Genomic DNA, 26,227 nt, shown 5'->3' with positions numbered 1-26,227 from the left:
TTACTTGATCTTGCCTTCCTTGAAGTCGACGTGCTTGCGCACGACCGGGTCGTACTTCTTGACGACCATTTTTTCGGTCATGGTGCGGGCGTTCTTCTTGGTAACGTAGAAGAAGCCGGTGTCGGCCGTGGAGTTCAGGCGGATCTTGATGGAAGCCGGTTTGGCCATCGGAATTACCTCTGCGACGGCGAAAGCCGCTTAAAATAAGAGGCGCGGAACATACTCAGGATCGTCCCAAAGTCAACGGGCGCAATGTCACCTTGATGCGGCGCGGCGCACATATAATGTCGTCGGATGAAAATCGCATCCCTCGTTGCAGCCGTGGCTGTTGTTTCCGCGCCCTTTGCAGGCGCCGCGAGCGCCCGTCCCACGCCAGAGCAGGACGCCTTCCTGGCGCGGCTCAACGCCCTGTGCGGCCTGCGATTCGAAGGACGGGTGGTCACGACGGACGCGGCCGACGCCAGGTTCGCCAGCGAACGGCTGATCATGCACGTCCGCGACTGTTCGCCAGACGAGGTGCGTATTCCCTTCGCTGTTGGGGAGGACCGCTCGCGGACCTGGGTCGTGACGAAAACCGATACCGGCCTGCGGTTGAAACACGATCACCGGCACGAGGACGGTACGACCGACGTACTGCACTGGTACGGCGGCGATACCACGATGCACGGCACGGCTGAGCGGCAGGAATTCCCGGTCGACGCCGAATCGATCGCCCTGTTCAACGCCAACGACGCGGTTGTCTCGACCACCAATGTCTGGGCGATGGAGGTCCATCCCGATCGGATGTTCGCCTATGAACTGCGCCGGCCGAACCGGCACTTCCGGGTGGAGTTCGACCTGACGAAGCCGGTCGCCGAATAGGTCAGACGGCGCGCCAGGGCTGGAGCGGCCGCACGGTGGCGCAGGCCGGGCCGCCGTCGCGGGCGCGGCCGGGCAGGATGACTTCCAGCACGCGCCCTTCGCGCGCCAGGGGCAGAAGGTCGGCGGGAATGTCATGGACATCGATCTTGGCGCGACGGGTCCATTCGCTGTGCTGTCCGGCCGATGTGCCGATGGCGATATAGACGAAGCGTCGCGACGGTCCCTCGCGCCGCACGAAGGGGCCCGTCAGCCGCCCATCGTCGGACAGGGTAACGGGGACATCGAACCTGATCGGACCATCGTCGGCGATGCGAGGATCGACCGGCGCGTTGGCCTTGTCCTGCAAGCTGTAGGCGACGCCCGGGACCGGGTCGGTCGTGGTCAGGCGCAGGGTGATGGCGCTGGGCATGGTCAGTCCCTGTGATCGACGACGTGGCGGCCGCGCACCATGCGGACGAAGGGCAGGGGGCGGTCGGGGCGAGTTCGATCCTGGCCAAGCCGCTCGGCCAGTTCGCCCAGCACGAAGCGGGTGATGGCGGGCAGATCAAGGGCGCGGGCGTCTTCCAAAGGCAACCAGGCGATTTCGTCCAGTTCGCCCGACCCTACGGTCGGCTCGGGCGTCAGCAGGGCCTCAGCCGGCGCCATGAAGAAGCGGGCGTCGAACCGGCGCGTGCGGCCGGGCGGGGTGATGGCGCGGGCGATATAGGACAGGGCCGAGAGATCGGGCAGGGCACCCGCTTGCCGATATTCGCGCCAAGGCCCGGCTGTGTTGGCGGGCGGCGCGGGGCGGCCCAGGATCAAGCCGGTCTCCTCGAAGGTCTCGCGCACCGCCGTCAGGGCCAGGGCGCGGGCGCGACGGGCGGGAACCTCGGCCTCCAGCCGACGCGCGACGTCTGACGCCAAGGCGCCGGTCGAGGCGGCGGTGAAATCCGCCCGGTCGATCCGCCCGCCGGGAAACACCCATTTCGACGCCATGAAGACATGCCCCGGCGCCCGCCGGCCCATCAGCACCTCGGGCCGCGAGCCGCCCCGCGTCAGGATCAGGGTCGCCGCGTCCTTGGGCCGTTGGGCGCCGCCGGCGCGGGGAGCGTCAGCGAGGTCTTGGGCGGCGTCGAAGGGGGGATCCTTCATTCCGCTCATCCCGGGGTCACTTCCGCTTGCCTTTGCGGACGCCCTTCAAGCCGCCTGAGGGACGGCCGCCCTTCGGAGGCTTGGGACCGCCCGGCCGGGTCTTGCCGCGCATCGGCGGGCCGTCGCCGCCGCGTCCGCGAATGCCATAGCGCGGGGCCGGGGCGTTCGGATCGCGGGGCTCCGGTTCGCTGAGCATTTCGAACACCAGGCCGCCGGTGACGGGGGTGGCCTCCATCAGCTTGACCTCGACCTTGCGGCCCAGGGTGAACCGCTTGCCGGTGCGTTCGCCGACCAGGGCGTGGGCGCGGTCGTCATGGGAGAAATATTCGCTGCCCAGGGTCGAGACGGGCACTAGGCCGTCGGCGCCGGTCTCGTCCAGCCGGATGAACAGGCCGAACCGGGTCACGCCGGTGATCCGTCCCGTGAAGGTGGCCCCGACCCGGTCTTCCAGGAAGGCGGCGATATAGCGGTCCATGGCGTCCCGCTCGGCCGCCATCGACCGGCGCTCGGTCATGGTGACGCCCTCGGCGATGGCGGGCAGTTCGGCGATCTCGCGATCCGTCAGCCCGTCCTTGCCGAGGCCCAGAGCCCGGATCAGGCCGCGGTGGACGATCAGGTCGGAATAGCGCCGGATCGGCGAGGTGAAGTGGGCGTAGCGATCCAGGTTCAGGCCGAAGTGGCCGATGTTCTCAGGGCTGTAGATCGCCTGCATCTGGCTGCGCAGCACCACCTCGTTAACCACATCGGCGTGTTCGGTGTCGCGGGTTTCGTCCAGCAGCTTGTTGAACCGTTTGGTCGTGCCCGGCTCGCCCTTGTTCCATGGCTTGCCGATGGTGGAGAGGAAGTCGGCCAGGTTGAAGATCTTTTCCTGGCTGGGCGTGTCGTGGATCCGATAGATCAGCGGCGTCTTCTTCTGCTCCAGCGTCTCGGCGGCGCAGACGTTGGCCTGGATCATCATCTCCTCGATCAGCCGGTGCGCCTCCAGCGAGGCGCGCTTCTCGATCGAGGCGATGCCGCCATCGGGAGCCATGCGGATGCGGCGTTCAGCGGATTCGATCTGCAGCGGGCTGCGCTTCAGACGGCCCTTCAGCATGGCGTGATAGGCGTTCCACAGCGGATAGAGGATGGCCTCCATGATCGGGCCGGTGGCGTCGTCAATCTGGCCGTCGATGGCGGATTGAGCCTGTTCGTAGCTGAGCTTGGCGTGCGACCGCATCAGGCCGCGCACGAACTTGTGGCCGGTCTTTCGGCCGTCCTTGTCGAACACCATCCGCACGGCCAGGCAGGCGCGGTTCTCGCCCTCCTTCAGGCTGCACAGACCGTTCGACAGCACCTCGGGCAGCATCGGCTCGACGCGGTCAGGGAAATAGGTCGAGTTGCCCTTGTCGCGGGCCTCGCGGTCCAGATGGGTGCCGGGGCGGACATAGGCGGCGACGTCGGCGATGGCGACCCAGACGATCCAGCCGTTCGGGTTCTTCGGATCCTCGTCGCGCGCGGCATAGACCGCGTCGTCGTGGTCGCGCGCATCGGCCGGGTCGATGGTGATGAAGGGGACCTCGCGCAGGTCCTCGCGGCCCTTCAACGTCGGCAGGGCCTGATCCTCGGCCTCGCGCTCGACCGCTTCGGAGAAGCCGGTCGGGACGCCGTGGGCGTGGATGGCGATCAGGGAGGCGGCGCGGGGGTCGTCCTCCTTGCCGATGTGCTCGAGGATCTTGCCGCGCTTGGGCCCATAGCGTTGCTCGCCCTTTTCGATGGCGGCCAGGACCAGGTCGCCGTCGCGCAGATCACCCGACTGGGCCTGGGGCACCAGCAGCACGTCCTTGGAGCGGCGGTCGACCGGCTCGACGCGGGTCTCGCGCGCCGATTTGCGGATGACGCCCAGAACGCGGTTGGTCCCCACGTCCAGCTTCTTGATCAGCCGGGCCTCCCAGCCGTCGCCGCCGCGCTGGAACTTGACCAGCAGGCGGTCGCCCAGGCCAGGCGCGGGGCCGGGCTTGCCCTTGTCGGGCATCAGCAGGGCGCGCGGTGCGTCTGCGCTGGCCTCGACCAGGCGGACATACAGTTCGCCGTCGCCGTCGCGTTCGATCACATCGGCGACGCCGACGGGGGGCAGGGCGCCGGCTTCGGAAAAGCCCTTGCGACCGCGCTTGCCCAATTTTCCTTCTTCTTCGAGTTCGCGGATCATTTCGCGCAAGGCCCGGCGGTCGCCGCCCTTCAGGCCGAAGTGGCGCGCGATATCGGTCTTCTCGGCCGATCCGGCCTCGCGCAGGAAGGCGAGGAGGGTGTCTTTGTCGGGAAGGCCGGCGGGCGGCCTCTTGGATGAATTGGTCATTGCGTCTTTCGTAGCGCGGAACCACGCCTTTGGGTCAAATCTTGCGTGAGTTGACCATGTGAATGTGAGGCCTCAGCCTCTCCGCGTCCTGAACCGGAGTCTTCGATGTCCCTGAACGCCCCCGCCCTGAGCGCGACCGTGAAGTCGCCGCTGGATCTGATCGGCAAGACGCCGATGGTGGAGGTGACGAAGATGGACACCGGCAAGTGCCGTCTGCTGCTGAAGCTGGAGTCCCAGAACCCCGGCGGTTCGATCAAGGATCGGATTGCGGTCGAGATGCTGGATGCGGCTGAGAAGGAAGGCTGGTTGAAGGAAGGGGGCACGATCGTCGAGGCGACGGCGGGCAATACGGGCCTGGCCCTGACCCTGGTCGGCCGGGCGCGGGGTTATAAGGTGCTGCTGGTCATCCCTGACAAGATGTCGAAGGAAAAGATCCAGCATCTCAGAGCTATGGGCGCCGATGTTCGCCTGACCCGTTCGGACGTGCCGCACGGGCATCCGGAATATTACACCGACATGGCCGAGCGCCTGTCGCAGGCCATTCCCGGCGCCTATTACGTCAACCAGTTCGCCAACCATTCGAACGCCGACGCCCATGTGAAGACGACGGGGCCGGAGATCTGGGAACAGACGGGGGGCGACATCGACGCTTTCGTCGCCGGTATCGGCTCGGGCGGGACGATCACCGGCGTTGCGCGCTACCTCAAGAGCGTCGGCTCCAAGGCCCAGATCGTCCTAGCCGATCCGGTCGGATCGACCCTGGCGGGCATCGTCAACGAGGGCGTGCCGGGGCCCGACGGCAGCTATACCGTCGAGGGCATCGGCCAGAACTTCGTGCCCGATACGGCGGACATGAGCCTGATCGACAAGGCTTATTCGATCCCGGATGCGGAGGCGATCGCCACGGCGCGCGAACTGCTGCTGAAGGAAGGCATACTGGCCGGATCGTCGTCGGGCACCCTGATCGCCTCGGCCCTGCGCTGGTGCCGTGAGCAGACCGAAGCCAAGACCTGCGTGACCTTCGTCTGCGACACCGGGGCCAAGTACCTGTCCAAGGTCTACAACGACGCCTGGCTGGCGGATCAGGGACTGGGCGAGCGCGAGCTGCACGGCGACCTGTCGGACCTGATCAACCGCAAATACGAGAAGGGCGACGTGGTCGTGGCCGGTCCGGGCGACACCCTGGACACCGCCTTCAAGCGGATGAAGGGCGCCGACGTGTCCCAATTGCCGATCATTGATGACGGCCGCTTGGTCGGCATCTTGGACGAGAGCGACCTGATCCAGGTGATGAACACCGACGAGATCACCCGCAAGGAGCGGTTCGCCAAGCCGGTGGCCTCGGCCATGACACGCGATCTGGATACGCTTCAGGTCAAGGAGTCGTTGGACGCCCTGATCCCCGTCTTCGACCGAGACCGGGTGGCCATCGTGCTGGACGGCGAGCGGTTCGTGGGCCTGATCACCCGCACCGACCTGATCAACCACCTCAGCCTGAACCGGTAAGGTCCATGAGCGACAAGAAGAACAGCCAGGGTTTCTCGACCCGCGCCATCCATGCCGGACAGCATCCCGACCCGACGACGGGTGCAGTGATGACGCCGATCTACGCCACCTCGACCTATGCCCAGGAAAGCCCGGGCGTGAACAAGGGCTATGAGTATGCGCGGGGCAAGAACCCGACGCGCGAGGCGTTCGAGGCCTGTATCGCGGATTTGGAAGGCGGGACGCACGGGTTCGGCTTCGGCTCGGGCATGGCGGCGACCTCGACGGCGCTGGAACTGCTGGACGCGGGCGATCACATCGTCACCGGCGACGACCTATACGGCGGCTCGTGGCGGCTGTTCGAGCGGGTGCGCAGGCGCACCATGGGGCTGGACTTCGCCTATGTGGACCTGAGCGATATCGCGGCGGTCGAGGCGGCGATCACGCCCAAGACCAAGATGCTGTGGGTCGAGACGCCGACCAATCCGCTGATGAAGCTGGCCGACATCGCCGCCCTGTCGAAGGTGGCCAAGGCGCATGGCCTGCTGCTGATCGTGGACAACACCTTCGCCACCCCCTTCTGCCAGCAGCCGCTGAGCTTGGGGGCGGATGTGGTGATGCACTCGGCGACCAAATACCTGAACGGCCATTCCGACATCATCGGCGGGGTGCTGGTGACGGCCGATCCCGACCTGGCGACGCGGATCAAGTTCCTGCAGAACTCGGTCGGCGGGATCATGGGGCCCTTCGACGCCTTCCTGGCCAACCGGGGGCTGAAGACCCTGGCGCTGCGGATGAAGGCCCACTGCGAGAACGCCCTGACGGTGGCCCGCTGGCTGGAGACGCGGGCCGGAGTGGCCAAGGTCATCTATCCCGGCCTGATCGCCCATCCGCAGCACACGCTGGCGGCGCGGCAGATGCACGGCGGCTACGGCGGCATGGTGACGGTGATCCTGGAGGGCGACCTGGAGCGGACCCGGCGGGTGCTGGAGCAGGTGCAGGTCTTTACGCTGGCGGAGTCGCTCGGCGGGGTCGAGAGCCTGGTGAACCACCCGGCGATCATGACCCACGCCAGCGTGCCCAAGGAGGTCCGCGAGGCCGGCGGCATCACCGACAGCCTGATCCGGCTATCGGTCGGGGTCGAGAACGTCGAGGACCTGATCGCCGATCTGGATCAGGCCCTGGGCTGATCCTGGGCGTCGCTCATGCTCAGGGCGACGAAGCTGCCTTCGAACCGTCCTGCGGCCTGACCATCCTCGGTCAAGGTCGCAACGACTGTGACTCGCGCCTTGCCGCGCCGATTGAACAGGGCGACGAAGCGCGGCCAGCCGGCGGGATCGGCCAATGTGGCGGTGGACTGGAATGTCCCCGCGATGGCTCGGTCATAGTGGACGGTGTTGGACTGGATCACCAGTCGCGCCTTCAGCCCTTCGGCTGTCAGCCGGGTGTGCACGAGCGACCAGGCGGAGAGAATGGCCAAGGCTGAGGCGCTTCCACCAAACACTGTGTCGCGGTGATTGATATTGGGCGCGAGAGGCGCCTGAAGCGTCAGGGTGTCCGGTGTGATGGCCTCGACACTGACGTGCATCGCGCGGGAGAGCGGGATGTGGTCTTGGAGATAGGACTGGAGGGCGTCAGGCGTCATGGACGCCTTTTAGCAACCTTGCAGCACGCCCAACCAGCCTGGTGTCTTCGTCAGCCTCAGCTGGACGGCAGAGCCGTCTGGTGGCCGGTGACGGGGGGAAGCTTCTTCTTGGGGGCGGCGCGCTTGACCGGGGCCTTGGCGGCCTTGGGCAGGGCGGCGCGGCGGGCGAGTTCGTCGTCGATGACCGGCAGGATGTCGCTGGCGGCCATGACCTGGGTCGAGGCGCCGTGTTCGACCAGGCGGGCGGCGTTCGCGCGCAGGGTGTTCAGGTCGGCGTCGGTCATCGTCGGGATCATGTCGGCGAGCGGGGTCATGTCGTCATCCGTGCAGAAAGGCTTCAGGGCCGGCGCGCGAGGCGCCAGCCCTTCAGCTGATTGAAGGCGATCTCGACCACGACCGGGTCGCCCAGCCCGGAGACGCCGTTAGGCGAACCGAGCGTGGGCAGAACCGTCACGACGTGGCCGTTGTCCAGGCGAACCTTGCGGCGGCCCAGCGGCAGTAGCTTCGTCACCTCGCCGTCGAAGGCGATGGTGTTGAGGCGCGTGTCCTACTCCGCCGCCGTGAGGCGACCGGCGGATTCCTTGCCGGAGCGCTGGTCGCGCTCGATTTCGTAGCCGATCTTTTGGCCTTCGTTCAGCGAGCCGAGGCTCGAGGTTTCGACGGCCGAGGCGTGGACGAAGACGTCCTTGCCGCCATCATCGGGAGCGATGAAGCCGTAGCCTTTGGTGGGGTTGTACCATTTTACAGTGCCGGTAGCCATTTGGAGACCTCCGTCTGGCGTTGACCGCAGGGAGGGATCCCTGGTCGGCCTGTCGGGTCTGAATGGGATCGGCTTTTGGACCTCGGTGCGTGATGCAAAGGGAGCAGCGGCGTTACGCAGAGAGATCGACCCTCCCCATATGGGCCTCCCGCCCCCCAGGCGCAAGGGCGGGAGGTCAGAAGGCGTAGGCGAGCTTGGCGACCAGAGCATCCTCGTACTGCTCATCAAGCGCCGCAGCGTCGGTGTCGTAGTAGCGCAGGTCGAGGTCGAGGGCGTCGGTCAGGGCATAGGTCACGCCCACGTTCCAGCCAGTGTAGTCGGGGCCGCCGTCCTGTTCGCGTCGGCCCAGGGCGGCCGAGCCATCGAGGCGGGGCGTGAAGGCCCAGCCCAGCTCGGCCTCGACCCAGACATAGGACCGGGTCGAACCAGGGGCGTCGGGGGCGTACTGGACCACCAGGGCGGCCTGGGCGGGACCGACGGCGCGGCTGACCTCGGCGCCCAGCTCGACGCCGTCGGCGTCATAGCCGGGATCGACGTCGAGGCGGCGCTTGTAGGCGAGGTTGAGGTCGAAGGCGTAGCCGAAAGCCTCCGGCCGATAACCGACGATCCAGTCCGTCTCGATGTTCGAGCCGCCCGCCTGGATGGTCTGGAAGCCGGGCGAAACATAGATCAGGCCGTCGTCCCTCTCCCAGGCGGCATAGGCGGAGACATAGGCGTCATTGCCGGACTTGGAGGCGGCCTTGGAGCGGTTGTCCGTCCCCGCTTCGACCTCGAAGCCCCAGACGCCGCCGCCGGGAGACGTCTGGGCCCGGGCGGGGACGACCGCGGTCAGGACCAGAATGGTAGGCAGCAGGACGGAGGCGACGAGCGACGGGATACGGATCATGCGGGCTCCAACGCGCGGAATGCGCGAAGGAGCCTTACAGGGTCGCGGTCCTGGCTGAAAACTGTTCCGTGGCCTGAGCGAACTCTTGTCGCAGGCGGGCGACCAGTTCGGCGGTGGGCAGGACGTCGTGGACGGCCCCGGCGCCCTGGCCGGCGGACCATACGGTCTTCCAGGCCTTGGCCTCGTCACCCATGTCCAGCTTGTGCTCCTGCAGGTGTTTCGGATCGATCCCGTTTTCGATCAAGGACTTGCTCATGAAGTTGGCCGGGATGCCGGACACCGCCGGGGTGTGGATGATGTCGGTCGAACCGCTGTCGATGATCATCTGCTTATAGGCGTCGACCGCCAGGGCTTCGGTCGTATTGATGAACCTGGTGCCCATATAGGCGAAGTCGGCGCCCAGCATCAGGGCCGCCGCGACATCTTGTCCGGTCGAGAGGGCGCCGGACAGGATGATGGTCCCCTTGAAGAAGCTGCGCACCTCGTTGACCAGGGCGAAGGGGTTGATGATCCCGGCGTGGCCGCCCGCGCCGTTGGCGACCAGGATCAGGCCGTCGACGCCGGCCTCGGCCGCCTTTCGGGCGTGGCGGATGTTGGCGATGTCGTGGAAGACCTGACCGCCATAGCCGTGGACCGCATCGACCACGTCGCGCACCGCGCCCAGAGAGGTGATGATCAGCGGCACCTTCTCCTCGACCGACACCATCATGTCGGCCATCAGCCGGGGATTGGTCGAGTGGACGATGTGGTTGACGCCGAAGGCGGCCGCCTCGGGCCTCAGCCGGCCCTTGATCTCATGAATCCAGTCGCGATAGCCCTCGGTCGTGCGCTGGTTCAGCGACGGGAAGGTGCCGATGATCCCGGCGTTGCAGGCCTCGACCACCAGATCCGGGCCGGAGACCAGGAACATGGGCGCCGAGATGATCGGCAGGGTCAGGCCTTTTGCGAGCGAAGCGGGAATGGCCACGGGCGTCTCCTGGGTTTTGTTTCGCTACGCTTAGCGGGGTGTCGCGGGGTAAGGCAATCGGGAGGGTGCAGTCTGCAAAAGCGTGAAATTGGGGTGGCGGGCCGACGTCGTCCCCTCTCTCATGGGAGGGGAAGCTGTGTGCGGGGAGGATTTTCTTACGCGCCGCAAACGCCTAAATGCGCCCCATGACCCACTATACCGACAAGCTCAGCCAGCTCGGCGCCCAGACCGCCGCCCCGACAAGCCCCGAGACGGCCGTGCTGGAGCGGGTGCAGAACCCGCATGCGGATACGTTGTATCTGGCCCGGTTCACGGCGCCCGAATTCACCAGTCTGTGCCCGGTGACGGGCCAGCCGGACTTCGCCCATATCGTCATCGACTATGCGCCGGGCGACTGGCTGGTCGAGTCCAAGAGCCTGAAACTGTACCTGACCAGCTTCCGCAACCACGGCGCCTTCCACGAGGACTGCACCGTCGCCATCGGGCGGCGGTTGGTGGACCTGTTGGAACCGAAATGGCTGAGGATCGGGGGGTACTGGTATCCGCGCGGGGGGATCCCGATCGACGTTTTCTGGCAGACGGGCGTGGCGCCCGAGGGGCTTTGGCTGCCGGACCAGGGCGTGCCGACCTATCGCGGGCGGGGGTGAGGGCTTGCGTCCTTTTCCCGCAAGGGGAGAAGGAATGAGTCATCGCCTTCCGCTGGAAGCCTGGGGCCGACGCCTCCTCACGCGCGCCGAGACCTGGGCCGACCGGTCCCGCCTGCGGCGCTACGCCTACGAATTCCTCTGGTTCGGGCTGAAACAGGGGTGGGCCTGCCTGTTCGGGGGGCTGATGCTGGCGCTGATCATCGGCACCTTCCTGTGGTGGCCGGATCAGGCGCCCATCTCGCGCTATGATTTTCTGGCCGTCGGGGCGGTGGTGATCCAGGCGGCCATGCTGGCCTTCCGGCTGGAGAGTTGGGAGGAGGCGCGGGTGATCTTCCTGTTCCATGTGGCCGGGACGATCATGGAGCTGTTCAAGACCGCGCACGGGTCCTGGGTCTATCCGGAGGACAGTCTGCTGCGCATCGGGGCCGTGCCGCTGTTCTCGGGCTTCATGTATGCGGCGGTGGGCAGCTATATCGCGCGGGTGCAGCGGATCTTCCATATCCGGGTGCGGGCCTATCCGCCGCTGTGGACGACCTGGGCGCTGGCGGCGGCCATCTACGTCAACTTCTTCGCCCATCACTGGCTGCCGGACGTGCGGATCGTGCTGTTTGCGGCGACCTTGGTGCTGTTTGGGCGGGGCTGGTTCTATTTCACGGCGGACCGGCGCAGGCGGTCGATGCCGCTGCTGCTGGGATACGGGCTGGTGGCCCTGTTCATCTGGTTCGCCGAGAACCTGGGCACGTTCGCGCGGGCCTGGTCCTATCCGGGGCAGGACGGCGGCTGGGAGCCGGTGTCCCTGGGCAAGCTGGGGGCCTGGTTCCTGCTGATGATCATATCCGTGGTGCTGGTGTCGTTGGTGCACCGGCCGGAGGAAGAACCGTCAGGCGGTGCGGGCCAGTGAGGCCGTGGCGCGGGGCCAGGCGACCGGGGCCAGGGCCTCGACCGCCGGCTTGGCCAGCAGATAGCCTTGCATCAGGGTGACGCCGAGGTCCTGCAGGACGTCGTGCTCACCCAGCGTCTCGATCCCTTCGCAGACCGGTTCGACGCCAAGGTCGCGCAGCATGTTCAGGGTGTTGCGCACGATGGTGCGTTTGACCGGGTCGGTGTCGATGTTGCGGATCAGGGCCATGTCCAGCTTGACGATGTCCGGCTGGAACAGGGTGAGGAGACCCAGGCCCGCGTAGCCGGCGCCGAAGTCGTCGATGGCGGTCTTGAACCCCATGGCCCGATAGGATCGCAGGATGTTCAGGATGTGGTCGGCGTCCATCGCTTCGCTCTCGGTGAACTCGAAGATGATCCGGTTCACCGGGAATCCGGTGCGCATCGCCGCCGCAAGCGTGGTGCGGATACAGGCGCGCGGCTCATAGACCGCATTGGGCAGGAAGTTGATCGACAGGTTCGCGCCCTCGGCCGCCATGTCGAGGCCGGCCGCCAGTTCGATGGCGGTAGTGCGGCACAACTGGTCGAAGGCGTAGCGGTTGTCGTCGGAGATCTGCGCCAGGACCTGACCGGCGCCGGCGCCGTTCTTGCCGCGCACCAGGGCCTCGTAGGCGAAGACGGTCTGGTTGGCCACATCGACGATCGGCTGAAACGCCATGGTGATGGGCAGATCGAAACCCGTTCCGTCTTTGCAACCCACACAGGACATCGGCCGTAACGTCTCCAGTTAAGGCGCTGATGTTAAGAGGGGAAGATTAACAGAGGCCACTGCTCCGCTTAGGGCAGGCGCGTGACCTTGGCGGTCATGTCCGGGCGGGGGCGTTCCAGGGCGGGTTCGGTCAGGGTTCCGATGTGGATGAAGCCGGCGATGGTTTCGCCCTCGGTCAGGCCGAACAGGGCGACGGCCTGTGAGTCGTAGCTGTACCAGTCGGTGATCCAGCTGGACGAATAGCCGAAAGCGCCGGCCGCGTGTTCCAGGTTCATGCAGACGGCGCCGGCCGACAGTTGCTGCTCCCAGATCGGCTTGGCGTCGGGGACGGGGGTGGAGACGACCAGTATGGTGACGGGGGCGGCGGTCAGCTTGGCCAGGACCGCCTGGTCCTTGGCGGGCTTGTCGCGGAGCTCGGCCAGGACGGCGAGCTTTTCGGCGATTTCGGCCCGGCTGCGCGGGCCCAGGACGACGAACCGCCAGGGGAAGAGCTTGCCATGGTCGGGGGTGCGGGCGCCGAGGGTCAGGATTTGGTCCAGCTCGGTCTCGGTCGGGCCGGGGCCGGTCAGGGCCTGGGCCGGGGCGGAGCGGCGCGTGGCCAGTCGGTCGCGCAGTTCCTGTGAGGGGACAGGGGCAGGCAGGGGCGCATTCAAGGGGATCAGGGGCAGCTCGGTCATGCGGTCTAGCTAGGCTTTCGGGTGGTCGTCCGCCATAGCTGGGGCATGAGCAATTCCGACGAACCGAAATGGGCCGAGGGGCTGGTCAATCCCCCGGTCTGGCGCAGCGAGACCGAGGAGACGGTGTTCGAAAATCCGTGGATGCGGTTGACGCGCCACCGGGTGATCGCGCCGACGGGCAACCCCGGCGAGTATACGGTGATGCGGCCCAAGAACTTCGCCGCAGGGGTGCTGCCCGTTCACGACGACGGGACGGTGGTTCTGGTCGGTCAGCAGAGGTTCGCCTTGGGCAACTACTCCTGGGAGATGCCGGAGGGCGGCGCGCCCCTGGGCGAGGATCCGTTTGACGGTGCGCAGCGGGAACTGGCCGAAGAGGCCGGGCTGGAGGCGGCGTCCTGGGTTCCGGCCCTGACGATGGAGATGTCGAATTCGATCACGACGGAGCTGGCCCAGACTTGGATCGCCTGGGATATGAGCCCTGTGCCCGCGGCCCCGGACCCGACCGAGGTGATCGCCCTCGTGCGCGTGCCCTTCATGGACCTGCTGGACGAGATCGGGCGCGGGACGGTGAAGGATGCGATGACGGTGGCGACGGCCTACAAGGCCTATCATATGGCGTTGAACGGGGAACTGCCTCCGGCGCTGGCGCAGGCCATGCTGGGGCGGGTATGATGTCGCCGAAGGAGCCGCTCATGGCCAAGCTTGAAATCGTTGCGGAAACCGACAGCGTGTGGCGCCAGCTGCGCGCCTCGGCCGAGGCTGCGTCGCGGGAAGAGCCCCAGCTGGGGTCGCAGATGAACGCCGTCATTCTGTCGCACGACGATTTGGCCGGCGCCCTCAGCTTCCAGATCGCGCGCAAACTGGCCGACGGGGAAATGAGCGCTATGTCCGTGCGCGAGGTCTGCCTGTCGGCCTTCGCCGCCGACCCGGCCATGGTCGCAGCGGCTGAGGCCGATCTTCAGGCCGTAGCCGAGCGTGACCCGGCCATCCGCAACCTGTTGCAGCCCTTCCTCTATTTCAAAGGCTTCCAGGCGCTGCAGGCCTGGCGCGTGGCCCATTGGCTGTGGGGGCAGGGCCGCGAGACCCTGGCCTTCCACTTTCAGAGCCGAATCTCCGAACTGTTCCAGCTGGACATCCATCCGGCGGCGCGGCTGGGCCAGGGGCTGTTCCTGGACCATGGCACCGGCATCGTCATCGGCGAGACGGCGGTGGTCGGCGACGACGTGTCGATGCTGCACAACGTCACCCTGGGCGGCACCGGCGCCGAACGCGGCGACCGCCACCCCAAGATTGGCAAGGGCGTCTTGCTGGGCGCCGGGGCCAAGGTGCTGGGCAATATCCACGTCGGCGACTACGCCAAGGTGGCTTCGGGCTCGGTGGTGCTGAAGGATGTGCCGTCGGGCTGCACCGTGGCGGGGGTTCCGGCGCGGCTGGTCAACTGCCCCACCGGGGCCGAGCCGGCGCGGACCATGGACCATACGCTGGCCGACGTGGTGTACGACTTCGTGATCTGACGGGTTCCCCTTACGGCCCGACTTCTCTAGGGTCCGCCGCCAACCCAAGACCATGAGGCCCCCCGTGAAAGACACCGACCTGAAGCGCATCGAGGCCCACCTCAAGCGCACCTTCAACACCGGCGGCATCATTGTGAAGGCCCGTCCCAAGCAGAACGACTCGGCCGAGGTCTATGTCGGCGACGAGTTCATCGGCATCGTCTTCGAGGACGAGGACGAGGAAGGCTCGTTCATGTTCGAGATGGCGATCCTGGCCGAAGACCTGCCGGAATAGGCTGTCGTCCCATTCGTGATCGTCCGGCGCAGACCGGGCGATCACGCACGACGGCGGGCGGGGGCCCCTAGAGCCAGCCTGCCGCTTTCAGCACGGGGCCGTGGGTCCGGCTGACCGGCGCCGTCAGGCCGCCGACGAGGCGGATTTCGCCCGTCCCACGCCGCCAACGCACCTCTTCTACAGCATCCGCCGCCACCCACCACGAGCGGTGAACGCGCCATCCGTGCGCCCGCGCCAGTTCGTCCAGCGCGTCGGCGAAGCGCAGGGTGATCAACTCCGCGCCCGCATCGGTATGGACCCGCAGGTAATGGTCGTGCGCCTCAATGGCAATCAGCCGCGCGCTGCGCCGTTTGGCGGATAGTCTGCGGCGGAAGACCGCCTCGGCCTCGGGCAGGGGCGGGACGACGAGGGTGCGGGTCTCGACGCGCGTGGGAAGCCGACGCCAGACGAGGGCCCGAACCGCCATGGCCGCAAGCATGATGGGCCAGACCTGCCAGAGCAGCGGCAGATAGATCGACCAGCGCTGCTCTGCGAACATCAGATGCTGGGTCAGGACGACGAACAGGGTCACCAGCGGGGTGGCGAGCGCCGAGGTGAGGAACACGCGTCTCCACAGGACGGGCAGGCGACGGCCCAGGCTCTCGTCCACCGCGACGGCGATCAGCCCGCCGCCCAGCATACAGATCATCCAGTAGGCGTAGCGGGGCGCGAGGGGCGTATCGTTCGAGTCGAAGGGGCCGAGGAAACCTAGCAGCAGCCCCATGGCGGCGAGCATGAGGGCGTCGACGGCCCAGCGTCGTGCGGTTTTCGCCCCGATGATGGTCTTCGCCCTGTGGCCCATGCCGTCCCGTTCGCGCACCCACGGCGCCGTTCGCGAACTCGGGCCTAGCGAGCCGACGGCCGCGCGGCAATGGCGTTGGGCGAGAACCCAACCCTGATCGGAACACCCATGTCGCAATCCTGGCTCGCCGCCGCCCTGACTTTCATCATTTCCGCTGTCGCCGTTCCCGCTCTGGCCCAGGCGCCGGGGGCCGACGTCGATGCGCGGCCCGATCCGGCCGGGGTCTGTCATGTCGGCGTCTATCGGCTGGAGGATGGCAGTTGGGTGGATGTCGCGCCGCTGGCGGACAAGGGGCTACGGTGGCGTCGGCTGGACGGGTCCACGGCCAGGATGATGCTGGACGCCCAGGGTCGTTGGGTCAGCAACCTGGGATCCACCACCCGCGTCGAAGGTCCGCAACCGCAGCTCGGACCCTGCGAAGAGGGGCGGATCGTCTTCGGGGGACAGACCGGGCGCCGTCTAGATCAGGACGTGCGGGAGACGACCTTTGTCGGGCAAGGCGGGACGCGCCTGGTGGGGCGGCTGATCCTGCCGCCGGGCCACGGGCCGGTCCCCATCATGGTCGAGGTGCATGGATCCGAAGGCGCCAATGCGCTGGACTTCAACGCCTTCCAGCGGTTCGCCCCGGCCGAGGGCGTGGGCGTCTTCGTCTACGCCAAGCGGGGTTCGGGCGGATCGGAGGGCCGTTACACCCAGGACTTCCATGTGCTGGCCGAGGACGCCGCCGCTGCTGTGATCGAAGCCCGTCGGCTGGCCGGAAATCGGGTCGGCCGGGTCGGTCTGCACGGCGCCAGCTAGGGCGGCTGGATCGCGCCGCTGGCCGCCAGCCTGACGCCAGTGGACTTCGTCACCGTCGGCTTCGGCCTGGCCTATGGCGCGCTGGCCGAGGACAGCGACCAGGTGATGCTGGACCTGAAGGCCAAGGGCTGGAACGCCGATGTGCTGGAACAGGCGCGCGAGATCACCGATGTGACCGGCGCCTTCATCGCCTCGCGGGGGGCGGTCGGCTTCGACGGTCTGGAGGCCGTGCGCGCCAGATATCGCGCCCAGCCCTGGTTCGGCGACATCAGGGGCGAGTTCACCGGCCTGTTGCTGAATATGCCGAACGAACAGATCGTCGCCATGGCCCCGGTGCTCGATGTCGGAACCTCTTGGGACTATGACCCGCTGCCGGTGCTGAGCCGCCTGGACGCGCCCATGCTGTGGATCCAGGCGGAGGACGACACCGGCGCGCCGCCCGAAGCCACACGACAACGGCTGATCGGCCTGGCGGCCCAGGGGCGACCGGTCACCCTGCTGGAATACCCCGACACCGACCACGGCATCGTCCGGTTCGAGACGGCGGCGGACGGCAAGCGCACGTCGATCGGCTATGCGCCCGGCTATTATCAGGCCGTGCTGGATTGGGCGCGGATGGGGCGGCTGGGCGGCGGGTATGGCGACGGGCGTCTGCTGGCGACGCCCAGGCCGTGAAACGTGGCTCACGGTCGCCCTGCGACATCGTGCGCAAGGCGATCCTGAGAACGTTCTCAAAAATGGCTTGACGGTTCGCCGCGTCCCGTCCCTAATCCGCGCCGAAGGGCGGCGGATCGATCGCTCGGGAGCAGACGCACGGGGTCAAGGGCCGGAATGTCGCCATTCCGCCGCGGCTGTCCGCCTGTCTTCCGATCCGTCAGACGCACGCCTCCTGGTTCATCCTGCGAGGAAAATCCGATGCGCGCGACTGTGTCCCTGATGGTGCTGGCCCTGGCCGTAGGCGGCGGCGCCCCAACCTTTGCCCAGACGGCGGCGGTTCCCGAGGCCTCGCGGGCCCATCCGGCGCTGTGGCCCAAGGCGGCGACCCCGGCGGCGATCAGCGACGCGCGGACCGAGGCCTTCGTCACTGAGCTGATGGCCAAGATGACGCTGGAGGAGAAGGTCGGTCAGCTGATCCAGGCCGACATCGGCTCGATCACGCCGGACGACCTGAAGACCTATCCACTGGGCTCGATCCTGGCGGGCGGCAGCTCCGGCCCCTGGGGCGACGACAAGGCAACGGCGCAGAAATGGCTGGACCTGGCCCGCGCCTTCCGCGCCGCCAACGAGGCGCGCGGCGGCACGACCATCCCGCTGATCTACGGCATCGACGCGGTGCACGGGCATAACAATGTCCCCGGCGCGACCATCTTCCCGCACAACATCGGCCTGGGCGCCGCGCGCGATCCCGACCTGATCCGGCGGATCGGGGCGGCGACGGCGCTTGAGGTTGCGGTGACGGGGGCGGAGTGGACCTTCGGCCCGACCCTGGCCGTGCCGCGCGACGACCGGTGGGGCCGGGCCTATGAGGGCTATGCCGAGGATCCGGAGGTCCAGCGGTCCTACGCCGGGCCGATGACCCTGGGGCTTCAGGGCGAGCTGCAGCCGGGGCGGCCGCTGGCGCCCGGCCATATCGCCGGATCGGCGAAACACTTCCTGGCCGACGGCGGCACCTTCGAGGGCGAGGACCAGGGCGATTTCCGGGGCACGGAGCAGGAGCTGATCGACGTGCACCTGGGCGGCTATGTCCAGGCCATCGACGCGGGCGTGCTATCGATCATGGCCAGTTTCTCGGGCTGGAACGGCTACAAGCACTCGGGCAACCCGACCCTGCTGACCGACGTGCTGCGCGGGCCGCTGGGGTTCAAGGGGTTCGTGGTGTCCGACTGGAACGCCCATGGGCAACTGCCGGGCTGCACCAATGAGAGCTGCGCCCTGGCGGTCAATGCGGGCATCGACATGTTGATGGCGCCCGACAGCTGGAAGCCGCTGTACGCCTCGACCCTGGCCCAGGCCAAGTCGGGCGAGATCCCCGCGGCGCGGGTGGACGAAGCGGTGCGCCGCATCCTGGTCGCCAAGGTCAAGACCGGCCTGTTTGAGCCGACCCGGCCGATGGAGGGCCGGTTCGAGGAACTGGCTTCGCCGGCGCACCGGGCCCTGGCGCGCGAGGCGGTGCGCAAGTCGCTGGTGCTTCTGAAGAACGACGGCGTCCTGCCGGTCCGCGCCAATGCGCGGGTGCTGGTGGCGGGGACGGCGGCCGACGACATCGGCCAGGCCTCGGGCGGCTGGACCCTGAGCTGGCAGGGGACAGGCAATTCCAACGCCGACTTCCCCCAGGGCCAGTCGATCTGGGGCGGGATCGAGGAGGCCGTCAAGGCCGGGGGCGGGAGCGCGACCCTGAGCGCGGACGGCAGCTTCACCCAGAAACCGGACGTGGCCATCGTCGTCTTCGGCGAGACCCCCTATGCCGAGTTCCAGGGCGACGTGGACAATCTGGACTATGTGCCCAGCGCGCCGCTGGAGACGCTGAAGCGGCTTAAGGCGGCAGGGATTCCGACCGTGTCGGTCTTCCTGTCCGGGCGGCCGATGTGGACCAATCCCGAGATCAACGCCTCGGACGCCTTCGTGGCCGCCTGGCTGCCGGGGACCGAGGGCGGCGGGGTCGCCGACATTCTGGTGGGCGGCGCCGACGGCAAGCCGCGCAACGACTTCCACGGCAAGCTGTCCTTCAGCTGGCCCAAGGACGCCACGGGGACGCCGCTGAACCACGGCCAGCCGGGCTATGACCCGCAGTTCGCCTATGGCTACGGCCTGAGCTACGCCGCCCCGGCGCGGGTGGGGATGCTGTCGGAGGAGAGCAGGGTCTCGGCCCAGGCGACCAATCTGGACCGCTACTTCGTCGATGGGCGGTTCGTCTCGCCGTGGAGCCTGCTGCTGAACGACGCCGGAGGGCAGACCCGCCCCGGCACGGCCAAGACGGCGTCCAGCCCGCGCTCAGGCGTCGCCTCGCGCCCGGTCGACGACCTGGCCCAGGAAAGCGGCCAGCAGTTCGCCTTTGCCGGAACCGGCGCCGCCAGCGTCGAGATCTGGGGCACGCCCGTCGATCTGACGCGTCAGGCCAATGGGGCGGTGGCCCTGGGCTTCCGCTACCGGGTGGACGCCGCGCCGAGCGCGCCGGTGGCCTTCAAGCTGGGCGGCGGGGCGATCGACCTGACCGGCCTGCTGCGTTCGACCCCGGTTGGCCAGTGGCGCGAGGCCCGTATCCCCCTGACCTGTTTCCGCACCGACGGCGGGGATCTGTCCAAGGTCGAGGTCCCGTTCCACATGGCGACCAGCGGGACGCTGACGGTGTCGGTGTCGGAAATCAAGCTGGACTCCAGCCAGACCGAAACGCGCTGCCCGGCATAAGAGGCTGTGAACACCCTAAGCGGAAGCGCTGAGCTTCCGCTTAGGGTAGAAAGCGGACTTGGCCTGACTGATCTACCGCGATCTTGCGTCTGAGGTTTGATCCGGCTTCACCTCCGGGACATGCAACCCTGCCGCCACTTCAACGGTTCGCGAAAGAATGATTTCTGGAGTGCCGACCGCTAGCATAAGAGGTACCTTATGCTCGACGCCGCCAACGAGAACTACCAGCTCGCACCATCCAAATCTGTCGCGCCTCAAGCTAAAAGATGCCGAACTGATTATTATCGGCTGGCGAAAATAGGGGCTTCGAAGAACCGGTCCCGAGGCAGATAGTAACGAACCCCTGTGGCGTAACAACTTGGCTATCGCCAAGATAGTCGCTGACCCTAAAACTAAGCTCGCGATGGCGGCGAACGGCCATCCCCGCGCCAGCTTGCTGCCTGACGTCAGAAACTCTTCGATCGAGCCCGAAACTGTAAATGGCTGTGACCACAGCCATCCGATACCTACCCAAGCGACGCCCATCAGGCCGATCGCCTTCAAAGCTGACAACCGAACGAGGACACGATTGGTTTGACGTGACATGCCGTTATCTTGGTCGTTGCAATAGGTGAACGCAACGTCGGCTTAGGGTCGACTTGCGAAATGGGGTGCGGTCCGGAAAGCGGGCAGGGGGGGCAACAGGTCTGTATTCGTCGAGGGGGGCTGTCGGACCGCCTCCGATCTCGACCGGAAGGCGCGCGTTCAGGCCGGCGTTTGCAGCGGGTCGAGCGGGAAGGCGACTTCGACGATCAGCCCGTCGGTCGCCCACTGGCGGGTCAGCGCGCCGCCCAGCTGACGGACCACGCTGGCCTTCAGGGAGGATCCGAAGCCTTCTCGGGTCGGCGGAACAACCGTGGGGCCGCCGGTTTCGCGCCACTGGAGCGTCACCTGACCCTCCTTCAGCGTCCAGGTCACCGAGACACGGCCGCCGCCATTGCTGCAGGCCCCGTATTTGTTGGCGTTGGTCGCCAGTTCGTGGAGCAGCATGCTGAGGGGCTGGACCTGTTCGGGCGAAAGCCCGATCTCGGGCCCCTGCGTATCCACGGTGTCCCTGGGGCAAAGGGCTTCCAGCTCTTCCCTGACCACATCCTCCAGCCGCCCGCCTTCCCAACGCCGACTAGCCAGGGAGGTCTGAGCGCGCGCGAGGGCGCCGATCCGCCCGGCAAGGACGTCCCTGTAGGTTTCGACATCGTCGGCGCGGGTCAGTCGCGTGAGCGACTGGACGATGGACAGAACATTGCGCGCCCTGTGATCGACCTCGTTCATCAGCAACTGGCGGGCTTCCTCGCTGCGCCTTTGCTCGCTGATGTCACGCACTTCGATGACGGTGCCGACCACCTTCGCCTCGCCGTCGTAAATCGGGCTGGCGGTGAAGGCGACGGGATAGAAGGAGCCGTCCTTGTGAACAAAAATCTCCTCGCCCTGTATCCCGGCCTTCTTCGGAAAGGCGCGGTCAATGGCGCACTCCGAAATGGGGAAGTGCGAGCCGTCCGGATAGGTGTGATGGATCACATCGTGGAGCGGGCGTCCGGTCGTTTCTTCGAAGGCGTAGCCTGTGAGTTTCTCCGCCGCCCTGTTCATGAATACACAGTGCTGTCGCTCATCCATGAGGAAGACAGCCATGGTCGTATTGCTCAATATTACATCAAGCCGGGTGGCTGTTTCTCGTAGCGCAGCTTCAACGCGCTGATAATCTGTCGTGTCTTTTATAGCGGCATAGAAGACTGCGTCATCGCCGTCGTCGAACAGCTGAAGCTTGACGGACACATTGTATGTGGTGCCGTCCTTGCGCATGTGGACGGTGTCGAAGTCAAGTCTGTCGATCTTGCCAGATTGGAGTGGTTTGATCAGGGCCAGGAAATCAGAACGACTGATATTTGGCTTGATATTCCAAGGTGTCAGCCGAGAGATTTCTTCAGCGCTATAGCCAAGATTGTCACGTGCGCCCTTGTTTACAAGCCGAAATAAGAAGTCATTTGCGGCAAATATATAAACTTCGCTTGCAGCTTCTTCGACGATCCGCCCTAAGCGCTCGCTGGTCATACCGGTAGTTTTGTTCATGACCATCTGCTTCCAACGGGCGTACGACCGTAGATAGTCGCTCGATCCGTGGCAATGGGCTGATGCGAGCAGCAATGGTCAAGCTTTCATCTAAAGCCGGTGATCAAGAGAGGGGAAAGTAAACTCCTCGGCGAGATGGAACGCCCCCGCGCGGACGCGTCTGTTCACCCACCGAGAGGAGACGGCGATGGCGAAGCGTGCGTGGGTGTTCTGGGCCGGGACGTCGGCGGTTTGGGCGCGCCGGCCGGCTGCTTCGACTGGAGCCGCGCTTAGCCAAAAGCGAGGCGCGGCCCGCCGCCTCACCCCGCGTCGGCGATGAAGGTCAGGGTGTGGGTGTAGCTGCGGTAGGGGGTGCGGTGGCGGACCTGGGTCATATAGGCGCCGGGGGTCGAGACGCGCAGGGTCAGGACGCCCGAGGCGTCGGTGGCGGCTTCGGCCTCGATCTTTCTGCCGTCGTACAGGCCGGCCTCGCGGAAGACGGTGACGGGGGTGTTGGCCAGGGGCTGGCCGTCGAACAGCAGGCGGAAGCTCGCGTCTTCGCCGGCCACGATCTCGTTCGGCTGGATCAGGGGCTGGAGTTCAAGGCCTTGGCCGGTGGGCTTCAGCGCGGCGTCGTCGGGGGCGCCGCGCACCACATAGACCTCGGCGACAGTGATGCTCTGGACATCGACCAGTTCGGCGCCGGGCGGCGGCGGCGTGTCTTCCTCGCCGACCATCTTCCAGCCGGAGGGGGTGTTGTACATCTTGGCCGCGCGGCCGGCGCGGGGGCCGGACGACAGGCGATAGAGGCCGTCCACCGGCGTCGGCGCCTCGAACACCGCCAGGTCGCGCAGAAAGGTGACGGCGCTGATCGGCGTGTCGCCGTTGGGGCCGACCACATGGAAGCTGTCGGAGCGCATGACCACCTCGGCGTTGAAGACGTCTTCGGTGAAGCTGGCCTCGACGGTCACATGGTCGCGGCGACCGGCGTCGAACAGGTTCGGCCGCAGATAGGGAGAGTGGGCCTGAGCCGCCCCGGCGCTCCAGACCGCCAGGATGGAGGCCAGCAGGCCGGCGTGGATGGTGGGGCGAGTCATGGGGGGCGTCCTCCGCTTTCGGGCGAGGAGATTATAAGATTGAGAGTCGTTTGCAATTCATTTCAGCTTGCACGACCGACGCTTCGACGGGCAGGCTGCCGGGTCAGACATCCCCGCTTTTGAGGTTCCCATGCCCGTGAAGACCGTCGCCGAATTCGTCTCCGCCTATAGGGAGAAGGATGTCAGCCCCGAGGCCTTCGAGCTGGAGAACCCATACTTGCTGGAGGTGCGGCTGAACGGGTCGGTCTGGGCCAAGTCCGGGGCCATGGTGGCGCGGACCGGTCAGGTGAAGTTCACGCGTCAGGGCCTGATGGAGCAGGGGCTCGGCAATCTGCTTAAGAAGGCGGTCAGCGGCGAGGGCATGGTGCTGATGAAGATGGAGGGCCAGGGGCGGGTCTATCTGGCCGATACGGGCAAGAAGATCACCCTGCTGCGGCTCGCTGACGAGACCATCTTCGCCAACGGCAATGACGTGCTGGCGCTGGAGACCGGCGTCAGCAACCAGATCACCATGATGAAGCGGGTCGCGGGCATGATGTCCGGCGGCCTGTTCAATGTGAAGCTGAGCGGCAGCGGCATCGTGGCCATCACCTCCCACTATGATCCGCTGATCCTGAAGGTCAGCGCGGCCACCGGGCCGGTGTTCACCGACCCTAACGCCACCGTGGCCTGGTCGGGCAGCCTGTCGCCGGAGATCGCCACCGACATCTCGTTCAAGACCCTGATGGGCCGGGCCTCGGGCGAGAGCATCCAGATGAAGTTCGAAGGCGAGGGCTGGGTCGTGGTTCAGCCCTATGAGGAGACTTACATGCAGGCCAGCAGCGGGGGCTGACGATCGTCAGGGCGTGACGGGCGAAACCTCCAGGCTCAGCCTGTAGTCCGTACCGCCGATCACCATTTTGGCCTGTCCGTTGCGCCGCAAGGTCAATCTTGGGGCCGATTTCATATGGTCGCCATGGTCGATGTTGAGAAACAGGCCGAGGTCTGCGTCCGTCTCATTCTCCGCCTGCACGACCAGCTCAGCGTTCAGGAGGAAGAAGGCGTCGTTCCCGTCGGAAACCGAAATCTCCGCCCGTCCCTCTTCGCTGATCAGGGTGCGGGCGGCGACCGTCTCGACGCCTTCGCTGACGACCGAGACCTCGATCGCGTAACGAGCGGTCGAAGGAGCGGCGTCGGCGAGCGCGGCGGCGGTGCTGAGAATGGCGAGAAGTGCGGCGAGCATGAGCGGTTCCCCCTGGATGTCGCAGGGGATTTGGGCATGGTCTCACGTTGAGGTCAATGACTACGCCACCTCGGCGAGTGCCTCTTCCGCGGCGACCCAGGCGGCTTCGGCCGTTGCGAGATCGGACTCGGTCTTGGCGCGGGCGCGGGTCAGGCCTTCCAGGGCCTTGGGGTTGTTGACCGAGGCGGTGGCCATGTCGTCGTCGATGCGGGCGATCTCGGCGGTCAGGCGGGCCATGGTCTCCTCCGCCTTCTTGACCGCGTGACGCAGGGTCGAGGGCGAGGGCCCTGATTTGCGGTCGTTCTTCTTGCCCTTGTTGTTCTGGGCGGCGGGAGCGGCGGCGGCCTCTTCCTTCTTGATCTGGCTGGGCTTGGCGATGGCCTGTTTGGCGCGGTCCAGCACGAACTTGGCGTAGTCGTCCATGTCGCCGTCGAACGGCTTCACCGTGCCATCGGCGGCCAGCCACAGCCGGTCCGCGACCATCTCCATCAGCGAGCGGTCGTGGGTGATCAGGATGACGGCGCCGGAATAGTCGTTCAGGGCGTCCAGCAGAGCCCGGCGGCTGTCGATGTCCAGGTGGTTGGTCGGTTCGTCGAGGATCAGGACGTGGGGCGCATCCATGGCCACCATGTTCAGCAGCAGGCGGGCGCGTTCGCCGCCCGACAGGCTGTCGACCGTGGTTTCCTGCTTCTCATAGCCCAGGCCGAACTGGGCCAGTTTGGAGCGGCGGGCGCTTTCGGGCGCATCCGGCATGGCGCGGCGGATGATCTCCAGCGGCGTGTCGGTGGGGTCCATCGCCTCGATCTGGTGCTGGTGGAACCAGCCCACGCGCATCTTCTTGTCGCGGTGCAGTTCGCCCTCGGACACGTTCAGGGCGCCGGCGATCATCTTGGCGAAGGTGGACTTGCCCGCGCCGTTGACGCCCAGCAGGCCGATACGGTCGTCCAGGTCCATCCGCAGGTTCAGATTGCGCAGGATCGGCTTGCCGACGTCATAGCCGACATTGGCCCGCTCCAGCCGGATCAGCGGCGGCGCCAGCGGGCGCGGCGGCGAGGGCAGGGTGAAGGGGGCGACCCGTTCCTCGATGGTGGTGGCGACAGGCTGCATCTTCTCCAGCCGCTTCATCCGCGACTGGGCCTGGGCGGCCTTGGAGGCCTTGGCCTTGAACCGGTCGACGAAGGATTGAAGGTGGGCGCGTTCGGCGTCCTGCTTGGCCTTGGCCGACAGCTGCAGCCGGGCCTTCTCGGCGCGGGCCTTTTCGAAGGCGTCGTAGTTGCCGGTGTAGAGGGTCAGGGTGTGGTTCGCGAGGTGCAGGATATGGGTGCAGACCTCGTTCAGCATCTCGCGGTCGTGGGAGATGATCAGGGCGGTGTGCGGGTATTTCTTCAGGCGGGCCTCGAGCCACAGGGCGCCTTCCAGGTCGAGGTAGTTGGTCGGTTCGTCGAGCAGCAGCATGTCCGGCTCGGCGAACAGGGCGGCGGCCAGGGCGACGCGCATCCGCCAGCCGCCCGAGAACTCGGACATCGGCCGGGCCTGGTTCTCCTGGTCGAAGCCCAGGCCGACCAGGATTTCGGCGGCGCGCGCCGGGGCGGCGTCGGCGTCGATCTCGATCAGGCGCGACCAGATCTCGCCCATCTCTTCCGGCTCGGCGGTTTCCAGCCGGCCCAGCAGGGTGTGGCGTTCGACGTCGGCCTCAAGGATGGTGTCGATGACGCTGACGGGGGTGGCCGGGTGTTCCTGATCGACCGAGCCAATGCGGGCGGTCTTGGGCAGGCTGATTTCGTCGCCGGCGGCGTGAAGCTCGCCCAGGATCAGTTTGAACAGGGTCGACTTGCCGATGCCGTTGCGGCCGACCAGCCCGACCTTGGAGCCCGGCGGCAGGCTGACGGAGGCGTCCACGAGGAATTTGCGGCCCCAGGCGTTGAAGGTCAGGTCGGTGATCTGGAGCATGGGAG

At 66.7% G+C, this 26,227-nt stretch carries 29 protein-coding genes; 12 read left to right on the top strand and 17 right to left on the bottom strand.

Features of this window, described 5'->3' with window-relative positions; translation table 11 throughout:
* The gene (gene rpmG, locus ACW170_RS14180) at positions 1-168 is read right to left on the bottom strand and encodes a 50S ribosomal protein L33 (protein ID WP_008262536.1); all 168 of its coding nucleotides are present in this window, start codon (positions 166-168) and stop codon (positions 1-3) included.
* A 126-nt stretch (positions 169-294) separates the two neighbouring features.
* On the opposite strand from rpmG, the gene ACW170_RS14175 reads away from it, so the two are divergent.
* Entirely contained in the window at positions 295-861 is a 567-nt protein-coding gene (locus ACW170_RS14175) for a hypothetical protein (RefSeq protein ID WP_492087290.1), read from the top strand.
* A 1-nt stretch (position 862) separates the two neighbouring features.
* Here ACW170_RS14175 and ACW170_RS14170 read toward each other — a convergent pair whose 3' ends face one another.
* From ACW170_RS14170 to rnr, 3 genes are read right to left on the bottom strand one after another with little or no spacing between them, the layout of a single operon-like run.
* The gene (locus ACW170_RS14170) at positions 863-1,270 is read right to left on the bottom strand and encodes a DUF5990 family protein (protein WP_492087289.1); all 408 of its coding nucleotides are present in this window, start codon (positions 1,268-1,270) and stop codon (positions 863-865) included.
* Positions 1,271-1,272: 2 nt separating this feature from the next.
* Positions 1,273-1,992, bottom strand: a complete 720-nt coding sequence (locus tag ACW170_RS14165) for an NUDIX hydrolase (protein WP_492087288.1) — start codon at positions 1,990-1,992, stop codon at positions 1,273-1,275.
* Between the two features lie 16 nt (positions 1,993-2,008).
* Positions 2,009-4,324, bottom strand: a complete 2,316-nt coding sequence (gene rnr / locus ACW170_RS14160; RefSeq protein ID WP_492087287.1) for a ribonuclease R — start codon at positions 4,322-4,324, stop codon at positions 2,009-2,011.
* Between the two features lie 105 nt (positions 4,325-4,429).
* Between rnr and ACW170_RS14155 the strand changes: the two genes are divergently transcribed.
* Both ACW170_RS14155 and ACW170_RS14150 read left to right on the top strand, forming a co-directional pair.
* Positions 4,430-5,830, top strand: a complete 1,401-nt coding sequence (locus tag ACW170_RS14155) for a pyridoxal-phosphate dependent enzyme (RefSeq protein ID WP_492087286.1) — start codon at positions 4,430-4,432, stop codon at positions 5,828-5,830.
* A 5-nt stretch (positions 5,831-5,835) separates the two neighbouring features.
* Positions 5,836-6,999 carry a cystathionine gamma-synthase gene (locus ACW170_RS14150; protein WP_492087285.1) on the top strand — a complete coding sequence of 388 codons (1,164 nt, stop codon included), beginning with the start codon at positions 5,836-5,838 and terminating at the stop codon, positions 6,997-6,999.
* Here ACW170_RS14150 and ACW170_RS14145 read toward each other — a convergent pair.
* From ACW170_RS14145 to ACW170_RS14120, 6 genes are all read right to left on the bottom strand, one after another.
* Complete coding sequence (locus ACW170_RS14145; protein ID WP_492087284.1) at positions 6,984-7,454, bottom strand: thioesterase domain-containing protein; 471 nt, start codon at positions 7,452-7,454, stop codon at positions 6,984-6,986. The genes ACW170_RS14150 and ACW170_RS14145 overlap by 16 nt on opposite strands.
* Before the next feature lie 56 nt (positions 7,455-7,510).
* Entirely contained in the window at positions 7,511-7,768 is a 258-nt protein-coding gene (locus tag ACW170_RS14140) for a hypothetical protein (protein ID WP_492040822.1), read from the bottom strand.
* Between the two features lie 23 nt (positions 7,769-7,791).
* Positions 7,792-7,965, bottom strand: coding sequence for a hypothetical protein (locus ACW170_RS14135; protein ID WP_492087283.1), 174 nt, complete (start codon positions 7,963-7,965; stop codon positions 7,792-7,794).
* 36 nt (positions 7,966-8,001) lie between these two features.
* Positions 8,002-8,214 carry a cold-shock protein gene (locus ACW170_RS14130; RefSeq protein ID WP_267513731.1) on the bottom strand — a complete coding sequence of 71 codons (213 nt, stop codon included), beginning with the start codon at positions 8,212-8,214 and terminating at the stop codon, positions 8,002-8,004.
* A 175-nt stretch (positions 8,215-8,389) separates the two neighbouring features.
* A complete protein-coding gene (locus ACW170_RS14125) occupies positions 8,390-9,100 on the bottom strand; it encodes a TorF family putative porin (protein ID WP_492087282.1) in 711 nt (236 codons plus the stop codon).
* 34 nt (positions 9,101-9,134) lie between these two features.
* Positions 9,135-10,067 (bottom strand): NAD(P)H-dependent flavin oxidoreductase, encoded by a 933-nt coding sequence (locus ACW170_RS14120; protein WP_492087281.1) that lies wholly within the window; start codon positions 10,065-10,067, stop codon positions 9,135-9,137.
* 185 nt (positions 10,068-10,252) lie between these two features.
* Between ACW170_RS14120 and queF the strand changes: the two genes are divergently transcribed.
* Together queF and ACW170_RS14110 are read left to right on the top strand one after the other, a co-directional pair.
* A complete protein-coding gene (gene queF / locus ACW170_RS14115) occupies positions 10,253-10,714 on the top strand; it encodes a preQ(1) synthase (RefSeq protein ID WP_492087280.1) in 462 nt (153 codons plus the stop codon).
* Between the two features lie 34 nt (positions 10,715-10,748).
* Positions 10,749-11,615, top strand: coding sequence for a DUF817 domain-containing protein (locus tag ACW170_RS14110; RefSeq protein ID WP_492087278.1), 867 nt, complete (start codon positions 10,749-10,751; stop codon positions 11,613-11,615).
* Here the strand turns inward: ACW170_RS14110 and ACW170_RS14105 are convergent.
* Together ACW170_RS14105 and ACW170_RS14100 are read right to left on the bottom strand one after the other, a co-directional pair.
* Positions 11,595-12,362, bottom strand: a complete 768-nt coding sequence (locus tag ACW170_RS14105; RefSeq protein WP_492087277.1) for an EAL domain-containing protein — start codon at positions 12,360-12,362, stop codon at positions 11,595-11,597. The two genes, ACW170_RS14110 and ACW170_RS14105, sit on opposite strands and share 21 nt — an antisense overlap.
* 68 nt (positions 12,363-12,430) lie before the next feature.
* Positions 12,431-13,039 (bottom strand): nitroreductase family protein, encoded by a 609-nt coding sequence (locus tag ACW170_RS14100; protein WP_492087276.1) that lies wholly within the window; start codon positions 13,037-13,039, stop codon positions 12,431-12,433.
* A 45-nt stretch (positions 13,040-13,084) separates the two neighbouring features.
* On the opposite strand from ACW170_RS14100, the gene ACW170_RS14095 reads away from it, so the two are divergent.
* The 3 genes from ACW170_RS14095 (at position 13,085) to ACW170_RS14085 (ending at position 14,827) form a co-directional block, all read left to right on the top strand.
* The gene (locus ACW170_RS14095; protein ID WP_492087275.1) at positions 13,085-13,711 is read left to right on the top strand and encodes an NUDIX domain-containing protein; all 627 of its coding nucleotides are present in this window, start codon (positions 13,085-13,087) and stop codon (positions 13,709-13,711) included.
* A 20-nt stretch (positions 13,712-13,731) separates the two neighbouring features.
* Complete coding sequence (gene cysE / locus ACW170_RS14090; protein ID WP_492087274.1) at positions 13,732-14,553, top strand: serine O-acetyltransferase; 822 nt, start codon at positions 13,732-13,734, stop codon at positions 14,551-14,553.
* Between the two features lie 64 nt (positions 14,554-14,617).
* Entirely contained in the window at positions 14,618-14,827 is a 210-nt protein-coding gene (locus ACW170_RS14085) for a DUF3126 family protein (protein WP_008261149.1), read from the top strand.
* A gap of 67 nt (positions 14,828-14,894) precedes the next feature.
* On the opposite strand, the gene ACW170_RS14080 is transcribed toward ACW170_RS14085, so the two are convergent.
* Positions 14,895-15,686: a LytTR family DNA-binding domain-containing protein gene (locus tag ACW170_RS14080; RefSeq protein WP_492087273.1), complete on the bottom strand. Its 792-nt coding sequence runs from the start codon at positions 15,684-15,686 to the stop codon at positions 14,895-14,897.
* A gap of 90 nt (positions 15,687-15,776) precedes the next feature.
* Here ACW170_RS14080 and ACW170_RS14075 point away from each other — a divergent pair, with 90 nt between their 5' ends.
* The 3 genes from ACW170_RS14075 to ACW170_RS14065 all read left to right on the top strand — a co-directional run bounded on the left by ACW170_RS14075 (position 15,777) and on the right by ACW170_RS14065 (position 19,871).
* Positions 15,777-16,466 (top strand): alpha/beta hydrolase family protein, encoded by a 690-nt coding sequence (locus ACW170_RS14075; protein ID WP_492087271.1) that lies wholly within the window; start codon positions 15,777-15,779, stop codon positions 16,464-16,466.
* Positions 16,467-16,505: 39 nt separating this feature from the next.
* Complete coding sequence (locus ACW170_RS14070; RefSeq protein WP_492087269.1) at positions 16,506-17,141, top strand: alpha/beta hydrolase family protein; 636 nt, start codon at positions 16,506-16,508, stop codon at positions 17,139-17,141.
* 240 nt (positions 17,142-17,381) lie between these two features.
* On the top strand, positions 17,382-19,871 hold the full coding sequence (locus tag ACW170_RS14065; protein ID WP_492087268.1) for a glycoside hydrolase family 3 protein: 2,490 nt from the start codon (positions 17,382-17,384) through the stop codon (positions 19,869-19,871).
* 744 nt (positions 19,872-20,615) lie between these two features.
* On the opposite strand, the gene ACW170_RS14060 is transcribed toward ACW170_RS14065, so the two are convergent.
* Together ACW170_RS14060 and ACW170_RS14055 are read right to left on the bottom strand one after the other, a co-directional pair.
* Complete coding sequence (locus tag ACW170_RS14060; protein ID WP_492087267.1) at positions 20,616-21,974, bottom strand: PAS domain S-box protein; 1,359 nt, start codon at positions 21,972-21,974, stop codon at positions 20,616-20,618.
* 299 nt (positions 21,975-22,273) lie between these two features.
* On the bottom strand, positions 22,274-23,050 hold the full coding sequence (locus ACW170_RS14055; protein WP_492087266.1) for a DUF4198 domain-containing protein: 777 nt from the start codon (positions 23,048-23,050) through the stop codon (positions 22,274-22,276).
* A gap of 130 nt (positions 23,051-23,180) precedes the next feature.
* On the opposite strand from ACW170_RS14055, the gene ACW170_RS14050 reads away from it, so the two are divergent.
* On the top strand, positions 23,181-23,882 hold the full coding sequence (locus ACW170_RS14050; protein WP_492087265.1) for an AIM24 family protein: 702 nt from the start codon (positions 23,181-23,183) through the stop codon (positions 23,880-23,882).
* Between the two features lie 6 nt (positions 23,883-23,888).
* Here ACW170_RS14050 and ACW170_RS14045 read toward each other — a convergent pair whose 3' ends face one another.
* On the bottom strand, positions 23,889-24,272 hold the full coding sequence (locus tag ACW170_RS14045) for a hypothetical protein (RefSeq protein ID WP_492087264.1): 384 nt from the start codon (positions 24,270-24,272) through the stop codon (positions 23,889-23,891).
* A gap of 60 nt (positions 24,273-24,332) precedes the next feature.
* Entirely contained in the window at positions 24,333-26,222 is a 1,890-nt protein-coding gene (locus ACW170_RS14040; RefSeq protein WP_492087262.1) for an ABC-F family ATP-binding cassette domain-containing protein, read from the bottom strand.
* Positions 26,223-26,227: the final 5 nt, after the last annotated feature.

Source organism: Brevundimonas sp. FV2ps16, assembly GCF_058681075.1.
Note: the sequence above shows the minus strand (reverse complement) of the source record. Positions and strands in the feature narration are given on the sequence as shown.

Excerpts from the sequence above, each read along its gene's own strand:
- rpmG (WP_008262536.1), bottom strand. The coding sequence starts at position 168 with ATGGCCAAACCGGCTTCCATCAAGATCCGCCTGAACTCCACGGCCGAC.
- ACW170_RS14175 (WP_492087290.1), top strand. The coding sequence starts at position 295 with ATGAAAATCGCATCCCTCGTTGCAGCCGTGGCTGTTGTTTCCGCGCCC.
- ACW170_RS14170 (WP_492087289.1), bottom strand. The coding sequence starts at position 1,270 with ATGCCCAGCGCCATCACCCTGCGCCTGACCACGACCGACCCGGTCCCG.
- ACW170_RS14165 (WP_492087288.1), bottom strand. The coding sequence starts at position 1,992 with ATGAAGGATCCCCCCTTCGACGCCGCCCAAGACCTCGCTGACGCTCCC.
- rnr (WP_492087287.1), bottom strand. The coding sequence starts at position 4,324 with ATGACCAATTCATCCAAGAGGCCGCCCGCCGGCCTTCCCGACAAAGAC.
- ACW170_RS14155 (WP_492087286.1), top strand. The coding sequence starts at position 4,430 with ATGTCCCTGAACGCCCCCGCCCTGAGCGCGACCGTGAAGTCGCCGCTG.
- ACW170_RS14150 (WP_492087285.1), top strand. The coding sequence starts at position 5,836 with ATGAGCGACAAGAAGAACAGCCAGGGTTTCTCGACCCGCGCCATCCAT.
- ACW170_RS14145 (WP_492087284.1), bottom strand. The coding sequence starts at position 7,454 with ATGACGCCTGACGCCCTCCAGTCCTATCTCCAAGACCACATCCCGCTC.
- ACW170_RS14140 (WP_492040822.1), bottom strand. The coding sequence starts at position 7,768 with ATGACCCCGCTCGCCGACATGATCCCGACGATGACCGACGCCGACCTG.
- ACW170_RS14130 (WP_267513731.1), bottom strand. The coding sequence starts at position 8,214 with ATGGCTACCGGCACTGTAAAATGGTACAACCCCACCAAAGGCTACGGC.
- ACW170_RS14125 (WP_492087282.1), bottom strand. The coding sequence starts at position 9,100 with ATGATCCGTATCCCGTCGCTCGTCGCCTCCGTCCTGCTGCCTACCATT.
- queF (WP_492087280.1), top strand. The coding sequence starts at position 10,253 with ATGACCCACTATACCGACAAGCTCAGCCAGCTCGGCGCCCAGACCGCC.
- ACW170_RS14110 (WP_492087278.1), top strand. The coding sequence starts at position 10,749 with ATGAGTCATCGCCTTCCGCTGGAAGCCTGGGGCCGACGCCTCCTCACG.
- ACW170_RS14105 (WP_492087277.1), bottom strand. The coding sequence starts at position 12,362 with ATGTCCTGTGTGGGTTGCAAAGACGGAACGGGTTTCGATCTGCCCATC.
- ACW170_RS14100 (WP_492087276.1), bottom strand. The coding sequence starts at position 13,039 with ATGACCGAGCTGCCCCTGATCCCCTTGAATGCGCCCCTGCCTGCCCCT.
- ACW170_RS14095 (WP_492087275.1), top strand. The coding sequence starts at position 13,085 with ATGAGCAATTCCGACGAACCGAAATGGGCCGAGGGGCTGGTCAATCCC.
- cysE (WP_492087274.1), top strand. The coding sequence starts at position 13,732 with ATGGCCAAGCTTGAAATCGTTGCGGAAACCGACAGCGTGTGGCGCCAG.
- ACW170_RS14075 (WP_492087271.1), top strand. The coding sequence starts at position 15,777 with ATGTCGCAATCCTGGCTCGCCGCCGCCCTGACTTTCATCATTTCCGCT.
- ACW170_RS14065 (WP_492087268.1), top strand. The coding sequence starts at position 17,382 with ATGCGCGCGACTGTGTCCCTGATGGTGCTGGCCCTGGCCGTAGGCGGC.
- ACW170_RS14060 (WP_492087267.1), bottom strand. The coding sequence starts at position 21,974 with ATGAACAAAACTACCGGTATGACCAGCGAGCGCTTAGGGCGGATCGTC.
- ACW170_RS14055 (WP_492087266.1), bottom strand. The coding sequence starts at position 23,050 with ATGACTCGCCCCACCATCCACGCCGGCCTGCTGGCCTCCATCCTGGCG.
- ACW170_RS14050 (WP_492087265.1), top strand. The coding sequence starts at position 23,181 with ATGCCCGTGAAGACCGTCGCCGAATTCGTCTCCGCCTATAGGGAGAAG.
- ACW170_RS14045 (WP_492087264.1), bottom strand. The coding sequence starts at position 24,272 with ATGCTCGCCGCACTTCTCGCCATTCTCAGCACCGCCGCCGCGCTCGCC.
- ACW170_RS14040 (WP_492087262.1), bottom strand. The coding sequence starts at position 26,222 with ATGCTCCAGATCACCGACCTGACCTTCAACGCCTGGGGCCGCAAATTC.